The sequence below is a fragment of the Tardiphaga sp. 285_C5_N1_2 genome, assembly GCF_052076065.1.
GTDB classification, from domain to species: domain Bacteria; phylum Pseudomonadota; class Alphaproteobacteria; order Rhizobiales; family Xanthobacteraceae; genus Tardiphaga; species Tardiphaga robiniae.
In genome coordinates this window covers 4,097,442-4,113,582 of record NZ_CP197241.1, presented here as the reverse complement: position 1 = coordinate 4,113,582, position 16,141 = coordinate 4,097,442, and the positions used below count along the sequence as shown (strand labels likewise).

10 protein-coding genes are annotated in these 16,141 nt (G+C 61.4%); 2 read left to right on the top strand and 8 right to left on the bottom strand.

Translation table 11 applies throughout. The features are described 5' to 3' along the window. Window position 1: 1 nt before the first annotated feature. From glgB to AB7951_RS19485, 3 genes are read right to left on the bottom strand one after another with little or no spacing between them, the layout of a single operon-like run. Entirely contained in the window at window positions 2-2,143 is a 2,142-nt protein-coding gene (gene glgB, locus AB7951_RS19495; RefSeq protein WP_120288952.1) for a 1,4-alpha-glucan branching protein GlgB, read from the bottom strand. Beyond that, complete coding sequence (treS, locus tag AB7951_RS19490) at window positions 2,140-5,439, bottom strand: maltose alpha-D-glucosyltransferase (RefSeq protein ID WP_089267454.1); 3,300 nt, start codon at window positions 5,437-5,439, stop codon at window positions 2,140-2,142. The genes glgB and treS overlap by 4 nt, the downstream gene beginning before the upstream one ends. A 10-nt stretch (window positions 5,440-5,449) precedes the next feature. After that, a complete protein-coding gene (locus AB7951_RS19485; protein WP_120288953.1) occupies window positions 5,450-7,402 on the bottom strand; it encodes an alpha-1,4-glucan--maltose-1-phosphate maltosyltransferase in 1,953 nt (650 codons plus the stop codon). A 198-nt stretch (window positions 7,403-7,600) separates the two neighbouring features. Between AB7951_RS19485 and malQ the strand changes: the two genes are divergently transcribed. Both malQ and AB7951_RS19475 read left to right on the top strand, forming a co-directional pair. Then, a complete protein-coding gene (gene malQ, locus AB7951_RS19480; protein WP_120288954.1) occupies window positions 7,601-9,553 on the top strand; it encodes a 4-alpha-glucanotransferase in 1,953 nt (650 codons plus the stop codon). Between the two features lie 24 nt (window positions 9,554-9,577). Next, complete coding sequence (locus AB7951_RS19475) at window positions 9,578-11,377, top strand: glycoside hydrolase family 15 protein (protein ID WP_120288955.1); 1,800 nt, start codon at window positions 9,578-9,580, stop codon at window positions 11,375-11,377. Between the two features lie 40 nt (window positions 11,378-11,417). On the opposite strand, the gene AB7951_RS19470 is transcribed toward AB7951_RS19475, so the two are convergent. From AB7951_RS19470 to gnd, 5 genes are read right to left on the bottom strand one after another with little or no spacing between them, the layout of a single operon-like run. After that, window positions 11,418-12,227, bottom strand: coding sequence for an HAD family hydrolase (locus AB7951_RS19470; protein WP_120288956.1), 810 nt, complete (start codon window positions 12,225-12,227; stop codon window positions 11,418-11,420). Window positions 12,228-12,238: 11 nt separating this feature from the next. Then, complete coding sequence (locus AB7951_RS19465) at window positions 12,239-12,718, bottom strand: gluconokinase (protein ID WP_120289269.1); 480 nt, start codon at window positions 12,716-12,718, stop codon at window positions 12,239-12,241. A gap of 55 nt (window positions 12,719-12,773) precedes the next feature. Continuing rightward, window positions 12,774-13,514, bottom strand: coding sequence for a 6-phosphogluconolactonase (gene pgl / locus AB7951_RS19460; protein WP_120288957.1), 741 nt, complete (start codon window positions 13,512-13,514; stop codon window positions 12,774-12,776). A gap of 4 nt (window positions 13,515-13,518) precedes the next feature. Next, the gene (zwf, locus tag AB7951_RS19455; RefSeq protein WP_120288958.1) at window positions 13,519-15,045 is read right to left on the bottom strand and encodes a glucose-6-phosphate dehydrogenase; all 1,527 of its coding nucleotides are present in this window, start codon (window positions 15,043-15,045) and stop codon (window positions 13,519-13,521) included. 5 nt (window positions 15,046-15,050) lie between these two features. Continuing rightward, window positions 15,051-16,079 carry a phosphogluconate dehydrogenase (NAD(+)-dependent, decarboxylating) gene (gene gnd / locus AB7951_RS19450; protein WP_120288959.1) on the bottom strand — a complete coding sequence of 343 codons (1,029 nt, stop codon included), beginning with the start codon at window positions 16,077-16,079 and terminating at the stop codon, window positions 15,051-15,053. Between the last annotated feature and the right edge of the window lie 62 nt (window positions 16,080-16,141).

Below are 16,141 nucleotides of genomic sequence, written 5' to 3'. Positions count from 1 at the left end.
TCTAGAATTCCGGTACGAGAAAGAGTGCGGCCAGCGGTGGAAGGGTCAGACTGAGTTCGGGGACAAGCCCCTTGGCAATGACTTCGCCCGAATTGCCGACATTGCTGCCGCCATAGTGCGCGGCGTCGGAATTCAACACCTCGCGCCAGGCGCCGGTGAACGGCACGCGAACGCGGTAATCATGATAGACGTTCGGCGAGAAGTTCACGACCACGAGGCACTGCGTGCGCGGGTTGGCGCCCTTGCGCAGCCACGCAAACACGTTGTTGCCGGCATCGTCGGTGATCATCCATTCGAAGCCGGCGGGATCGCAATCGAGTTCATGCAGTGCCGGCTGGTTGCGATACAGCTCGTTGAGATCGCGGATCAGCGAATGGATGCCGGCATGCTTGTCCTGCTCCAGCAAGTGCCAGTCCAGTGACGTGTCGTGATTCCATTCGCGCTCCTGGGCGAATTCGCAGCCCATGAACATCAGCTTCTTGCCGGGATGTCCGAACATGAAGGCGTAATACGCACGCAGATTGGCGAACCGCTGCCAGTCGTCGCCCGGCATGCGGCCCAGGATGGACCGCTTGCCGTGCACCACTTCGTCATGAGAGAGCGGCAGCACGAAATTTTCCGAAAAGGCGTATTGCAGCCCGAACAGAATGTCGTTGTGCTGGTACTTGCGATAGATCGGATCCTTGCTGATGTAATTCAGCGTGTCATGCATCCAGCCCATGTTCCACTTGTAGCCGAATCCGAGCCCGCCGAACTCGACGGGGCGTGAGACCTGCGGCCATGCAGTGGATTCCTCAGCTGCAGTAGTCGCATTCGGAAATTTGGCGAACACTTCCGTGTTGAAGCGGCGCAGGAAGCTGACGGCCTCGATATTCTCGCGACCGCCATATTTGTTCGGAATCCAGGCGCCGGCTTCGCGGCTGTAATCGAGATACAGCATCGAGGCGACGGCATCGACGCGCAGCCCATCCACATTGTAACGCTCGAGCCAGAACAGCGCGTTGGATACGAGGAAGTTGACGACTTCGGTGCGGCCGTAATTGTAGATCAGCGTGCCCCAGTCCATGTGCCGACCCTGCAGCGGGTTGGCATGTTCATAAAGGGCCGTGCCGTCGAAATTGCCGAGGCCATGCGGATCGTCCGGAAAGTGCCCGGGCACCCAGTCGAGCAGCACGCCGAGCCCCTCGGCATGACAGGCGTCGATCAGCAATGCGAATTCTGCCGGCGTACCGAAGCGGCTGGTCGGCGCATACATGCCGGTCGGCTGATAGCCCCATGAACCGTCAAACGGATGCTCGTTGACGGGCAGGAATTCCACATGGGTAAAACCAAGATCGCGAGCATAGCGCGGCAGCGTCTCTGCGAGGTCGCGATAGGTCAGCCACTCATTGTCGCCCTTGCGACGCCATGAGCCCAGATGCACCTCATAGATCGACATCGGCTTGTTCAGCGCATTGATGTGATCCGGGGCAGGGCGCGGATGCGGGATCCTGGTTTCGTCGAGCACGATGGATGCTGTGGAGGGCCGCAGTTCGGCGGCGAAGGCCATCGGGTCGGATTTTTGCGTCAACTGTCCATGCGGGCCGATGATGTCGAACTTGTAGTGATCGCCGGGCATCGCGCCCGGGATGAACAGCTCCCAGTAGCCGGCACCGCGCACGCGCATGGGATGACGCCGCGCATCCCAGAAATTGAAATCACCGACCACGCTGACGCGCTTTGCATTGGGTGCAAGCACGACGAAGCCGACGCCGTTGACGCCTTCGAGCACCATCGGATGGGCGCCGAGTTTGTCATAGAGCCGCTGATGCGTGCCTTCGCCGAGCAGATAGAGATCGAATTCGGTCAGGATCGGCGGAAAGCGATAAGGGTCGTCAAGATCGACGGATCTGTCGCCATAGCGCGCCCGCAGTTGATACTTGGTCGAGCCATTGGCCAGTGCGCCGACAAACAGGCCGGCGTCATGGACGCGTTCTAATGCCGTCGTCGCCCCGTGATCGTCGATGGCATCGACCTTCACGGCTTCCGGCAGGAAAGCGCGCACGACCGTCTTGTCGGCTTCCTTGTGGGGGCCGAGATAGTGAAATGGATCGGAGTGGCGGCCTTCGACGATTGCGTAAGCCTCGGCGGGCAAATTGGTCATACGGCTTCCTCAGAATACTGGTTCAGAATGCGCAGAATGCCAGTCAGTGGCACGCGCAGCCAATCTGGCCGATGCGCAAGTTCGTATTCGATTTCATAAAGCGCCTTTTCCAGAAGGAAGAAGTTCAGCATTTCCTTGGTGGCTCCCGCGTCTGCCGGCCACAGCCGCGCATCGGTCATGGTCTCGCGATAGGCGTCAACGAAAGCCGTGGTGGCACGTTCCCGCCAGGCGTCCAGTGCCGCAGCCAGCTTGCCGGTGTCGTCCGAAGTTACCTTGAGCGCGCGTTCCAGCGCTGCCGTTGCCGAATAATCGATCGAGCGAATGAGCCCGGCGATATCACGTGCAGCAGGCGCCTTGCGGCGGCGCTCATCGATCGACCTGCGCGGCTCACCCTCGAAGTCGATGATGAAGATATCATCCTTGACGATCAGCATCTGGCCGAGATGGAAATCTCCGTGGTGGCGGATCTTCAGTCCATCGATATTCTCCGGCAGCAGCTCGGTCAGCCACCCCCGCAAGCCGTGGCGCAGTTCCAGCACCTGATCGATCAGTGCGCGATCCGAATCCTTTGCAGCATTGCGACGTTGGGCAAGCGCACTAAATACCGGCTCCGCACGCGTGACGATTTCATTGATCCAGAGCCTGATATCGTCAGGCGACGTCGGCTCCGGCTTGAAATCCGGGATGTCGTCGCGGCTGGCCAGTGCCATCTGCATCTCGGCGACACGGCGGCCGGTCTGCGACATATAGAGCAGATACGGCACCTGTTCTTCACTGTGCGGGGCGTGGTCATCCACCGCCAGCAGACGCTGCTCATCGGCGAAACGGTCGAGATAGGCCGATGTCACCGTCCAGGCATCGCCCTGATTCTGCACGAAGGCATGCACGATGGCGACGGCGGTGCGTTGATCGCCCTCGACCAGTTCGACACTGCCAAGCAAAGCCGGCGTATTGGTGAAGCCGGCGATATCCGTCAGGAAACGGCTGACCTCGATCTCCGGATTGATGCCGGCCTGCAGCTTGCGATAGATCTTCACGACATAGTCGTTGTCGACCAATGCAGTGCTGTTGGACTGTTCGGTTTCGACCGCACGGATGTTCTCCAGCGGCGCCGCCGGCTTTTCGGCAAGCTTGGTCGTTGGCCGGAATTCCAGACGGTTGCCCTCTTCTTCGACGGTCAGTGAAATGCGCAAATTGTGCAACAGCAGCGCAATGAAGATGTGGTCGGTGGCGACATCGAGCAAGGTGCCTTCGCGTGCGCCCTGGCGGACAGCGGCAAAGGCTTTCGGATTGTAGCGTTCGCGGTCGAAGCGGGTCCACTCGATCTGCATGGGCAGCAGATAGCGCGTCGCCACATTGCGCTGCGTGGTTTCGAAGAACACCAGCCATGGACGGTTGTCGCCGATCTCGCAGAACGGGATCGCGCCGGTCAGCACGGGCTGGATCGCCTTTGGCTGTCGCTCCGGATACCAGCGGCTGCGCGCCAGGAAGGAGGGCAGCACGTCGCGCTCGAACACACCGCGCGTACGGGCGAGAGTCATCCAGGTCGAGCCGAGCGGCACTACCAGCGTTTCGAATTCCGGCACCACCGGCGGCTGCGAATGTTCGGAGACATCGCGGAGCTGCAGCTGGAACCAGTAGAAGCCGTAAGGCGCCAGCGTGATCATGTAAGGCAGATCGCCGATCGGCGGAAATTTGGTGCGGCCGAGCATTTCCAGCGGCACGCGTTCCTTCCACGGCGACAGATCGAGTTCGGTGGCCTGCGCGGCGCGCGACAGGTTGGCGACGCAGAGGATCGCTTCGTCGCCGAGTTGGCGCACATAAGCGAGAACGGAGCGGTTGTCGGGGCGGATGAAGGTCATGGTGCCGCGGCCGAAAGCCAGCGTCGATTTCCTGACAGCAATGAGGCGCTTGGTCGCCGACAGCAGCGATGACAGGCTGCGCGACTGCGCCTCCACGTTCACGGACTCGTAGCCGTAGATCGGATCCATGATCGGCGGTGCGTAGAGCCGCGCGGGATCGGCGCGCGAGAAGCCGCCATTACGGTCGGGTGCCCATTGCATCGGTGTGCGTACGCCGTTGCGGTCGCCGAGATAGATATTGTCGCCCATGCCGATCTCGTCGCCGTAATAGATGATCGGCGTGCCGGGGAACGACAGCAACAACGAGTCCAGCAGCTCGATCTTGCGCCGATCGTTGTCCATCAAAGGCGCCAGGCGACGGCGAATGCCGACATTGATGCGCGCGCGCGGATCGTTCGCATAGGTCGACCACAGATAGTCGCGCTCGACGTCCGTGACCATTTCCAGCGTCAGCTCGTCGTGATTGCGCAGGAACATCGCCCACTGGCAATCGCCGGGAATATCCGGCGTCTGGCGCATGATGTCGGTAATCGGGAAACGGTCCTCCTGCGCCAGCGCCATATAGATGCGCGGCATCAGCGGGAAGTGATACGCCATGTGGCATTCGTCGCTGTTGCCGAAATATTCCTGCACGTCCTCCGGCCATTGATTGGCCTCGGCGAGCAGCAGCTTGCCCGGCGCATAGGCATCGAGTTCGGCGCGCAAATGCTTGATGACTTTGTGCGTTTCCGGCAGGTTCTCGTTATTGGTACCGTCGCGCTCGACAAGATAGGGGATCGCGTCCAGACGGAAGCCATCGACGCCGGCATCCAGCCAGCGTTTCATCACCTGCACCACGGCAGAGACGACGCGCGGATTGTCGAAATTCAAATCCGGCTGATGTGAGAAGAAGCGGTGCCAGTAATAGGCCTTGGCCTCCGGGTCCCAGGTCCAGTTCGACTTTTCGGTATCGGTGAAGATGATCCGGGTGCTCTGATATTTCTGGTCGGTGTCGCTCCAGACATACCAGTTGCGCGCAGAAGAGCCGGCCGGGCTGCGGCGGGCGCGTTTGAACCAGTCATGCTGATCCGACGTGTGATTGATGACGAGTTCGGTAATCACGCGCAGGCCACGGCGCTTGGCTTCGTGGATGAAGCGCTTGAAGTCCTTCATCGTGCCGAAGTCGGGATGGATCGAACCATAGTCGGCGATGTCGTAGCCGTCGTCGCGGCCAGGCGACGGATAGAACGGCATCAGCCAGATGGTGGTGACGCCGAGATCCTGCAGGTAATCCAGCTTCTCGGTCAGGCCGATAAAGTCGCCGATGCCGTCATGGTTGCTGTCAGCGAATGTCTTCACATGCAGCTGATAGATGATGGCGTCCTTGTACCAGAGCTTGTCGATCTCCTCGGCGCGCTGTTTCGCTTTAACGTCGATATCGGTCATTACGTTCATGTCAACGCTTTCAGGCGAGGCAACGGAAGAAGATGGCGGGATCGCGCTGGGGATCGAGACGCAGGCGGATGCCGCCCCATTCGACGCCATGGCGCTCGCCGGTAATGATGTTCTCGACGGCGGCAACATTGCGCCGCTCGCCATCGACCATCACCTGCGTGTCGATCGGCAGCCAGAATTCATACGGATCGCGCGACAGCGCGATGGCGCCGGCGACTGTATTGGTACCATCCACCGACTCCTTAACGAAGCCGATGATGTTGTCGTTGTCGACCGGCATGAAGCGCAGGTTCGATGTCTGCTGCAACGCCGTGTTGGCACGGCGCGCGTGGTTGAGGGCGGTGATGTAGGGCTTGATATTCCCCGGCGCATTCCAGTCGCGGGTCCTGATCTCGTATTTCTCCGAGTTCAGATATTCCTCCTTGCCGGGGATGGCTTCGTGTTCGAGCAATTCGAAACCGTTATAGATGCCATAAGTCGACGACAGCGCGGCCGCCAGTGCCACCCGCGCCTTGAACATCCAGGCTTCGCCGGATTGCAGGTGATAGGGCAGGATGTCCGGCGTGTTGACGAAGAAGTTCGGGCGATAGAATTCGCGCTCGGGATAGCCGCACAGTTCGTTGAGATACTGCTCGATCTCCCACTTCGCGGTGCGCCAGGTAAAATAGGTATAGCTCTGCGAGAAGCCGAGCTTGGCAAGGCCCTTCATCAGCTTCGGGCGCGTGAAGGCCTCCGCCAGAAACAGCGCGTCCGGATGCCTGATCTGTACCTCATGGATCGCCCATTCCCAGAACCGCAACGGCTTGGTGTGCGGATTGTCGATGCGAAAGATCTTCACGCCCTGATCGCACCAGAACAGCAGCATGTCGCGGAGCGCGTTCCACAGCGATCCCGCGTCCTCGCAGTCGAAGTCGGGATTGTGGATGTCTTCGTATTTTTTCGGCGGGTTCTCCGCATATTTCATCGAGCCGTCCGGCCGGCGCTTGAACCAGTCTGGATGGTCCTTGACCCATGGATGATCCGGCGAGCATTGCACGGCGACGTCGATAGCGACTTCCAGACCATGGTCTTTGCACGCAGCGATCAGCGCATGGAAATCTTCCATGGTGCCGAGTTCGGGGTGGATCGCGTCATGGCCGCCTTCGGCGCCGCCGATGGCATAGGGGCTGCCAACATCGCCTGGTTCGGAGGTCAGCGAATTGTTCTTGCCCTTGCGGTTGGTCTTGCCGATGGGGTGGATCGGCGTGAAATACAGCACATCGAAGCCCATGGCCTGCACGTCGGGCAGGCGGGCAATACAGTCGCGGAACGTGCCATGTTGGCCTGGCACTGTGCTCTGACTGCGCGGCACCATCTCGTACCATGCGCCGCTGCGGGCACGCTCACGGTCGATCATCAGCGGCAGCAGCGGCGAGCGCGTCAGGTCAGGCCGCAACTGCGCTTCGGCCATGGCGGTGCGCAGCTCAGGTGACAGCAGCGGCTCATTGTCGCCGGTCTGCAGGAAATTCTCGCATTGCTTGACGATGAGCGCCGAAGCCTCGGGCCCGCCATTCTGCGCCTTGGTCATCAGGCCGGCGCCTTCCAGCGCATCGAGTGTGACATCCTGTCCGGCCTTCAGCTTCAGTTCGAAGCCGTGGCGCCAGGTGGCGAATTCGTCGGTCCAGGCCTCGATCGCATACACATAGCGTCCGATGCCATCGGGGATGAATGAGCCGCCCCAGCGATCGTTGACCTCCAGCGTCATCGGGACGCGATTCCACTCGCGGTCCTGTTCGCGGCGCCAGACGATGGCTGCGGCGATGATCTCGTGACCATCGCGATACAGGTCGGCATAGACAGCGACAGGTTCGCCCACGATGCGTTTGACCGGGAAGCGGCCAGCGTCGATGATCGGATAGATGTTTTCGATATGGAAAGCCCCGCCGATACCGGCGGTGTCCACGATTTGCGATGTTCTGTTCACGGTGATGCCATCATGAGGTGTCGTCCCTGTTCGATTTTTCAAAAAGAGACGGTGCGATCATATACAAAGCCCCGTGACAGGGGTTTGGTTCCCCATGGAACTCAGCTTAGATCGACGCGTTGAAATCGGCTATCCTCTTCCGCAAATTCAGAAATTTCCCAGCAACTTTCGATTGTTGCTCTGCAAACAGCGTGCCGAATGGACCTTTTCACCAAAGCTGCCGAACTCGGAATCCAGACCGGTTTTCACGACGGTCAGGGCCAGTGGCACACCACGGGCGAAGCTGCCCTGAAGCTCATTCTGGACGCCATGCCGGTGCGCACGCCGCATCGCTTCGTGGCGAGTCCGGTCGTGGTCCGGGCCGGCGAGGGTGCCCGCACGGTCCTCAATGAGGCTGCCACGTTTCCCCTGACCTGGAAAATTCTCGACGGGGTTAAGGTTATCGCCGAGGGAACGACGGAGGGGCGCGAGATCACCTGGCCGCGTGACCTGCCGGTCGGCGTGCACCGGCTCAGGCTGGTCGACGCCAAGAAATTCCCCGATGAGGCGCCGTTCATCGTCGCGCCGTCCAAGGCATTTCCCGGCACCTTCGATCGGTCCTGGATTCTCGCCGTACAGCTCTATGGCGTGCGCTCGGAGCGCAACTGGGGCATCGGCGACTTCACCGACCTGCAGGACCTGATCAAGCTGGCGGCCTCGAGCGGCGCCGGCGGTGTCGGGCTCAATCCGCTGCATGCGCTGTTCGACGACCGGCCGGCCGAATGCAGCCCGTATTCGCCGAACAGCCGGCTGTTTCTCAATCCGCTCTATATCGACGTCGAGGCGCTGCCCGAATATGCGGCGAACGATAGCGGCGACACGCTGGCTGAGATGCGCGCCAGCAAGTTCGTCGACTATGTCGATATCGCCGCGGTCAAGTCGACAGCGATGCGTGCCGCCTTTGAGACATTTTATGCCGATCCGACATCCGAGCGTCAGAAGGCCTTTGCCGCATTCCGCGCCGAACGTGCGCCGTTGCTGACACGCTTTGCCTGTTTCGAAGTGCTGCGCCATCAGCAGCAGACCGCGTGGTGGGACTGGCCGTCGGAATGGCTGCTGCCCGATGACGCGACCTGCGAGGCCTTCCGCGCCGGGCCGGACGGCAAGGAAGTCGCTTATATCGAATACGTGCAGTGGAATGCCGATCTGCAGCTCAAGGCCTGTTTTGATCTCACCATCAAGCTCGGTATGCCCGTCGGCCTCTATCTCGACGTCGCGGTCGGCGTGCAGTCCGGCGGCTTCGATGCCTGGAACGAGCAGATCGCGATCTCGCGTCATCTCTCTGTCGGCGCGCCGCCCGATGCGCTGCAGCCCGCCGGACAGAACTGGGGTCTGGCCGGCTTCAATGCCGCGGGGCTGGAAGTGCAGGGCTTCGCGCCGTTCAAGGACATGCTGCGTGCCTCGATGCGCTATGCCGGCGCCGTCAGGCTCGATCATGTGCTCGGCCTCAATCGCCTTTACGTCGTGCCGCATGGCTATGACGCCGACAACGGCGCCTATGTGAAGATGCCGCTGGAAGCGCTGCTGGCCGTGACGGCGCAGGAAAGCGTCGCCAATCGCTGCGTGGTGATCGGTGAGGATCTCGGTACCGTGCCGGACGGCTTCCGCGATCATCTCGCATCCTGGGGCATCTGGTCATATCTGGTGATGATGTTCGAGCGCGATGAACGCTACGCGTTCCGCGGTATCGACTATTACGCACCGAATGCGCTGGTGACCTTCAATACCCATGATCTGCCGACCTATGCCGGCTGGCGCAGCCTGCACGATCTGCAGCTGAAGCGCTCGCTGGGCATCGATCCCGGCGAGAGCGACGATGCCCGCCGTTACGCGCTGCAGATGCTCAGCGAGGCGCTGCGAGCCCAGGGCATCAATACCGAAGACTTCTACGCCGTCGCTCACTTTCTCGCGCGCACGCGGACCCGTTTGCTGGCCGTCGCGTTGGAAGACCTGTTGGGTGTGATCGATCAGCCGAATATTCCCGGCACCATCAATGAACATCCGAACTGGCGGCAGCGGCTGCCGGCCACGGTGGAGACGATGGCCACGTCGATCGATCGTGACGCGCTGCACATTGCAACCGCGGACAGGAGTTTGTCCGCATTGACGTAAATTTTGTCAGGTGGCGGAAAGACTTTGTACAGCAATATCGAAGATTACGCGCTGATCGGCGATTGTGAGACCGCCGCTCTCGTCAACCGCAACGGATCGATCGACTGGCTGTGCTGGCCGGCCTTCGATTCTGACGCATGCTTTACCGCGCTGCTCGGCACCAAGGATCACGGCCGCTGGCAAATCACGCCTGACGCTCCGATCACGGCCTGCAAACGGCGCTATCGCGGCGACTCCCTCATTCTGGAAACCACGCTGGAGACGGACGACGGCGCCATCACGCTGATCGACTTCATGCCGCCGCGCGGCGCGGCCTCTGATGTGGTGCGCATCGTCCGCGGCGATCGCGGCACGGTGACGGTCCGGATGGAGCTGATCATCCGCTTCGGATTCGGTGCGGCCATCCCCTGGGTGAAGCGCGACAAGGACGGCGGCGTGCTGGCGATTTGCGGGCCCGACATGACCGTGCTGCACACGCCCGTCGAGACCCATGGCGAGAACCTCACGACCGTCGCGAAATTCGAAGTCAAACAGGGCGACAGCATCCCGTTCGTGCTGACCTATGGGCCGTCGCATCTGAAGGTGCCGGCGCCGATCAATGTTGACGAGGCGCTGAAGGACACCGAGGAATTCTGGAAGGAATGGAGCAGCCGCTGCACCTACAAAGGCGAGCACCGCGATCTCGTGATGCGCTCGCTGATCACGCTGAAGGCGCTGATCTATGCGCCGTCCGGCGGCATTGTCGCGGCGCCGACCACGTCGCTGCCCGAAAAGCTCGGCGGCTCCAGAAATTGGGACTATCGCTTCTGCTGGCTGCGCGATGCGACATTCACGCTGCTGGTGCTGATGAACAGCGGCTACACGGATGAAGCGCGCGCCTGGTATCGCTGGCTGCTGCGCGCCGTCGCCGGCGCACCGGCCGAGATGCAGATCATGTATGGCATCATGGGGCAGCGCCGCCTGCTCGAATGGGAGGCCGACTGGCTGCCCGGCTATGGCGGCGCGCTGCCCGTGCGCGTCGGCAATGCTGCGCACGCGCAGCTGCAGCTCGACGTCTATGGCGAGTTGATTGATGCCTTCCACCAGACCCGCGTTGCCAAACTCGATCTCGAGGATGGCACCTGGGCGGTGGAATGCGAGATCCTCGAACATCTCGCTTCTGTCTGGAACAAGCCCGATCACGGCATCTGGGAGCGCCGCGGCCCCGGCAAGCACTATGTGCTGTCGAAAGTCGGCTGCTGGGTTGCGTTCGACCGCGCCATCAAGAGCGTCGAGAGCTTCAATCTCAAAGGCCCCGTCGACCAGTGGAAGGAACTGCGCAAGGAGATTCACCGCGACGTCTGCGAGAAGGGGTTCGATCCCCGCGAAAACACCTTCGTGGAATCCTATGGCTCGGACGTGCTCGACGGCGCCATTCTGCTGCTGCCGGCTTTGGGTTTTCTTCCGGCCGACGATCCTCGCGTGAAGGGCACGATCGCAGCGGTCGAGAAATATCTGATACGCGACGGCTTCGTGCTGCGCCACGATCCGCGCGAGGTCACCGGCGAGGTGCAGCCCGCAGAGGGCGCGTTTCTGGCCTGCAGCCTATGGCTGGCCGAGGCCTATATCAAGATGGGCGAGATCGCCAAGGCGGAAGAACTCTTCAATCGCGTCGTTGCGATCGCCAATGATGTCGGCCTGCTGGCGGAGGAATATGACAGCGGCGTCAAACGCCAGACCGGCAACTTCCCGCAGGCGCTGACCCATATCGCGCTGATCGCCGTGGCGCATAATCTGGCGAGCGCCAAGCGTCCGCAGGAGAAGAAGGTGGAGCGGGCGAAGTAGCTCTTCTCTTAACCCTCCCCGCAAGGGGGAGGGGGTTACGTCACGTGGCATTCCTTTTCAAAATCATCTCCACCGCGCCCGCAAAGCCTTCCTCCTCATTCGACGTCGTCACATCCGTTGCCCGCGATTTCACGTCGTCGCTCGCATTGCCCATCGCCACCGACATGCCTGACACCTTGAACATCGGTAGGTCGTTGCGCATGTCGCCGATAGTGGCGATGGCCTCGAGGGAGATACCCAGCCGCTGCGCCATCGCTTGTACGAAGGTGCCCTTGTTCTGATTGGGCGGCGTGATGTCGAGATAATAGTTCTGCGAGCGCACCGCGACAGCCGTATCGCCCAGCGCCTTCTGCATTGCGCCTTCGCAGCGTTCCAGCAGCGGGAAGTCGGAGCTCGCACCGACGATCTTGCAGGCCTTGGCGAGATAGGGCGAGAAGTCATCCACCATCACGGCCTCATGCTGGATGGTGTCGCGCTCATGCGGCACATATTTGCCGTCGTCGCGCTTGATCACCCATTCATCATTGGTGAAAATCCAGATATCGACGCCGTGGTCTTCCAACACTTCGATGGCGCGCTTGGTCGCAGCTTCCGGGATCAGGTGCTGCACGATCGGCTTGAGGTCGCCGTCCACCATGGAGCTGCCATTGAACGGGCCGATCGGCAGCGTGATCCCCAGTGGCTTGACCAGGAAGCGCATGCCGACGGGCGGGCGGCTCGACGTGATGGTGAAGCCGATGCCGGCGTCTTCCAGTTTCTTCACGGCCGCCTTGGCCGTGTCGGTGAGGCGCTTGTCATGGGTGACGAGCGTGCCGTCGACATCGGACACCACGAGAGCGATCTTGGTCATGGTTTGATCCTTCAGGTCGGCAGTTGGCGGATGATGGCGGAGACGATGCCGTCGACATCGTCATCGATGGATACTGTGATCGGGCGCTCATTGGGGCCGGGGACTTCCAGCGTCTTGAACTGGCTGTCGAGCAGCGTCGGCGGCATGAAATGATTCTTCCGCGCCGCCATGCGCTTGGCGATTAGCTCCTTGGAGCCGTCGAGATAGATGATGCGAATGTCGTCGCGGCCGTGCAATAGCAGATCGCGATAGGCGCGCTTGAGCGCAGAACAGGCGACGACAAGCTTTTGGCCATCGGCGGTGATGCGGTCGATCTCGTTGGCGATGCTCTGCAGCCAGGGCCAGCGATCCTCGTCGGTGAGTGGCTGGCCCGCGCGCTGCTTTTCGACATTCGCCTTCGGGTGAAAATCGTCGCCATCGGCGAAGCGCCAGCCGAGGCGTTCAGCAAGCGTCTTCGCGATCGTGCTCTTGCCTGAGCTGGAGACGCCCATCACCACCAGAGCCTTGGGTGCCAGGGTCTTGGGTGGCAGGGCCTTGGGCACGGTGTCAGCCACGCGCGTCGTCCGGCAGGGCGGCCTTGTCGCACAGCCACACGGTTTCGCCGTCCGACCGCGCGCGATTGGCTGGCAGATCCTCGCCCTTCAGCACCCGCGTCAGGATCGCGCGCTTGTCCTCGCCGCTCATCAGGAACAGCATCTCGCGGCATGAGGCGAGTGCCGGCAGCGTCAGGCTGACGCGCGGCACGAAAGGCTTCACATGGGCTTCGGGCACGCCGACAACCCAGCGGTCCTTGATCTCGATGGCTGGATAGCTTGGAAATAGCGACGCCACGTGGCCGTCGGGGCCGACGCCGAGCAACACCAGATCGAACAGCGGCTTTGCCTTGTCGAAAGTGTCTGCACCGTAGAACGACTGCAGTTCGCGCGCATAGAGCGCCGCCGCGTCGTCCGGATTCGCCGCATCGGTCTTGATTGGGTGCACATTCGCAAGCGGCGCGCATGCATCCAGAAACGCAGTTCGCGCCATACTCATGTTGTTGAGCGGATCGCCTGAAGAAACGAAGCGGTCGTCGCCGATGAACCAGTGTACGCGATCCCAGGGGATTTCGCTGCGATAGGGCTCGGTGGCGAGCAGTTCATAGAGCCGCTTCGGGCTCGATCCGCCGGTCATGCAGATGGCGATGCGGCCGGGATTGGCTTCAATGCGCTCGATCAGCCGGTCGGCTGCGGTTTCGGCGAGAGCCACCGCATCCTCGACCACGACGATATGGCGATTGGGCGCTGTCATCGTGTCAGCTCAGCACGCGCCAGCTACGACCGTCGCGCTTGAGCAAGTCGTTGGCTTCCTCGGGACCTTCGCTGCCGGCGTTGTAGGTCTTCAGCCCGTCCTTGCCGGCCTTCTTCCAGGCATCGAGGAACGGCTGCACGGCGCGCCAGCCGGCTTCCACGCTGTCGGCGCGCTGGAACAGGATATTGTCGCCGATCATGCAGTCATAGATCAGCGTCTCATAGCCCGTCGCCGGTGCAGCCTGGAAGTAGTCCTTGTAGCGGAACTTCATCTCGACGCCGTCGATCTCCACGGCCGGACCGGGCACCTTGGTATTGAACTTCAGCGAGATGCCTTCGTTCGGCTCCACCGCGATAACGAGAAAGTTCTCCGCGAGGCTTTCCACCGACATGTCACGGAACATGGCGAAGGGTGCTTGCTTGAACTTGATCGCCACTTCGGTGCGTTTGATACCAAGTGCCTTACCGGTGCGCAGATAAAAGGGAACGCCGGCCCAGCGCCAGTTGTCGATCGACAGCTTCATCGCTGCATAGGTCTCGGTGGTACTGCCTTCCTTGACGTCCTTGGTCTTCAGATAATCACCAATGTCGGTATCGCCCACATGGCCGGCGACATATTGCGCGCGAACCGAATTCTGCAGTGCTTCGGCTTCGGTCTGCGTGGTGACGGCGGCGAGCACTTCAGCTTTCTCGGAGCGCACCGCATTGGCCTCGAAACGCGCGGGCGGCTCCATCGCGACTAGCGATAGCAATTGAAACAGATGGTTCGGCACCATGTCGCGCAGCGCGCCGGTCGCATCGTAGAACGAGCCGCGATGGCCGACGCCGAGTTTCTCGTCCACGGTGATCTGCACGTGATCGATATGGTTGCGATTCCAGATCGGCTCGAACATGCCATTGGCAAAGCGCAGCACCAGGATGTTCTGCACCGTCTCCTTGCCGAGATAGTGATCGATCCGGTAGATCTGCTGCTCGTTCATCAGGCCGAGCAGTTCATTATTCAGCTTCTTCGCGGATTCGAGGTCCGTGCCGAACGGCTTCTCGACCACGAGGCGACGCCACGAGCCGTTTTCCTTCAGCATGCCGGTGCGGCCGAGCTGACGCGCGATCGGCGCGAAGGCCGAAGGCGGCGTTGCCAGATAGAATAGGCGATTGCCCCCGGTCCCGCGTGCTTCCTCGAGTTTGTCGAGCTGTTCGCGCATGCGATCGAAGGATTCCGGCTCGCCCGGATCGGCTTCGATGCAGGTGACGCAATTGAGCAGCTTCTGCGCGATGGCGTCGTCAACCGGGCGCGTCGCATATTGCTTCAGGCCCTTCATCAGGTCGTCGCGGAGTTCCGCGCCGGTCATGTCCTTGCGGGCGATGCCGACGACGCAGAATTTCTCCGGCAGAAGATCGGCCGCCTGCAGGTTATACAGCGCCGCGATGACCAGCCGGTGGGCGAGATCGCCGGTGACGCCGAAGATCACGAATGCGCAAGGGTCTGGCTTCTTCTTGGATTTGGCAGGGCCTGGAGGTTGTATCTCGGTCATGCGGGCTACGCCTTTGGTTTGATGATATCAGGCGCGTCCTGCCGTTTTGGATCCGGATGCTGATCGGGCTCTTTGTGGCCGCCGAAACCGGCGCGCATCGCGGATAGAATCTTCTCTGCAAATGTATGTTCCTTGCGCGATCGAAACCGCGCAAACAACGCCGCCGTGAGCACTTCGGCGGGCACCGCCTCGTCGATGGCGGCATTCACCGTCCAGCGGCCTTCGCCGGAATCCTCGACGAAGCCGGAATAGGTATCCAGCGTCTCGTTCTTGGCGAGCGCCGAGGAGGTGAGGTCGAGCAACCATGACGGGATCACGCTGCCGCGGCGCCAGACTTCGGCGATATCGGGCAGATTAAGGTCGAAGCGATGCGCTTCCGGCAGCGCCTCGATATTGGCGTTCTTCATGATGTCGAAGCCTTCGGCATAGGCCTGCATCAGTCCGTATTCGATGCCGTTATGGACCATCTTGACGAAATGCCCGGCGCCGACCGGGCCGGCATGGATATAGCCGTTCTCGATGCGCGGATCGCTGTTGTCGCGGCCCGGCGTACGCGGGATGTCGCCGATGCCCGGCGCCAGCGTCTTGAAGATCGGATCGAGCCGATCGACGACGCTCTTTTCACCGCCGATCATCATGCAATAGCCGCGATCGATGCCCCAGACGCCGCCGGACGTGCCGACGTCGATGTAATACAGGCCCTTTTCTTTCAGCGCCTTGCCGCGGCGGACGTCGTCCTGCCAGAACGTGTTGCCGCCGTCGATGATGGTATCGCCGGGCTCCAGCAGCCTGGTCAGCGCATCGATGGTGGTCTCGGTGATCTTGCCGGCTGGCAACATGACCCAGACGGCCCGCGGCTTGTCGAGCTTCTTGACGAAATCTTCCAGCGACGATCCGCCGGTGGCACCTTCGGAGGCAAGGCCGCTGACGGCCTTGGCGTCCTTGTCATAGACAACCGCGGTGTGACCGTTCTTCATCAGGCGGCGGACAATATTTCCGCCCATTCGGCCGAGACCGATCATGCCGAGCTGCATTGTGTGATGTCCTTTATTGATTGCGCATGACCCGAAGCAATGTCCGGGCCATGCGGATCGTC

Bases quoted from the DNA above. Each gene is read 5' to 3' on its own strand.
- pgl (WP_120288957.1), bottom strand. From the start codon at position 13,514: ATGACAGCGCCCAATCGCCATATCGTCGTGGTCGAGGATGCGGTGGCT.
- zwf (WP_120288958.1), bottom strand. From the start codon at position 15,045: ATGACCGAGATACAACCTCCAGGCCCTGCCAAATCCAAGAAGAAGCCA.
- AB7951_RS19470 (WP_120288956.1), bottom strand. From the start codon at position 12,227: ATGACCAAGATCGCTCTCGTGGTGTCCGATGTCGACGGCACGCTCGTC.
- glgB (WP_120288952.1), bottom strand. From the start codon at position 2,143: ATGACCAATTTGCCCGCCGAGGCTTACGCAATCGTCGAAGGCCGCCAC.
- treS (WP_089267454.1), bottom strand. From the start codon at position 5,439: ATGAACGTAATGACCGATATCGACGTTAAAGCGAAACAGCGCGCCGAG.
- AB7951_RS19465 (WP_120289269.1), bottom strand. From the start codon at position 12,718: ATGGGCGTCTCCAGCTCAGGCAAGAGCACGATCGCGAAGACGCTTGCT.
- gnd (WP_120288959.1), bottom strand. From the start codon at position 16,079: ATGCAGCTCGGCATGATCGGTCTCGGCCGAATGGGCGGAAATATTGTC.
- malQ (WP_120288954.1), top strand. From the start codon at position 7,601: ATGGACCTTTTCACCAAAGCTGCCGAACTCGGAATCCAGACCGGTTTT.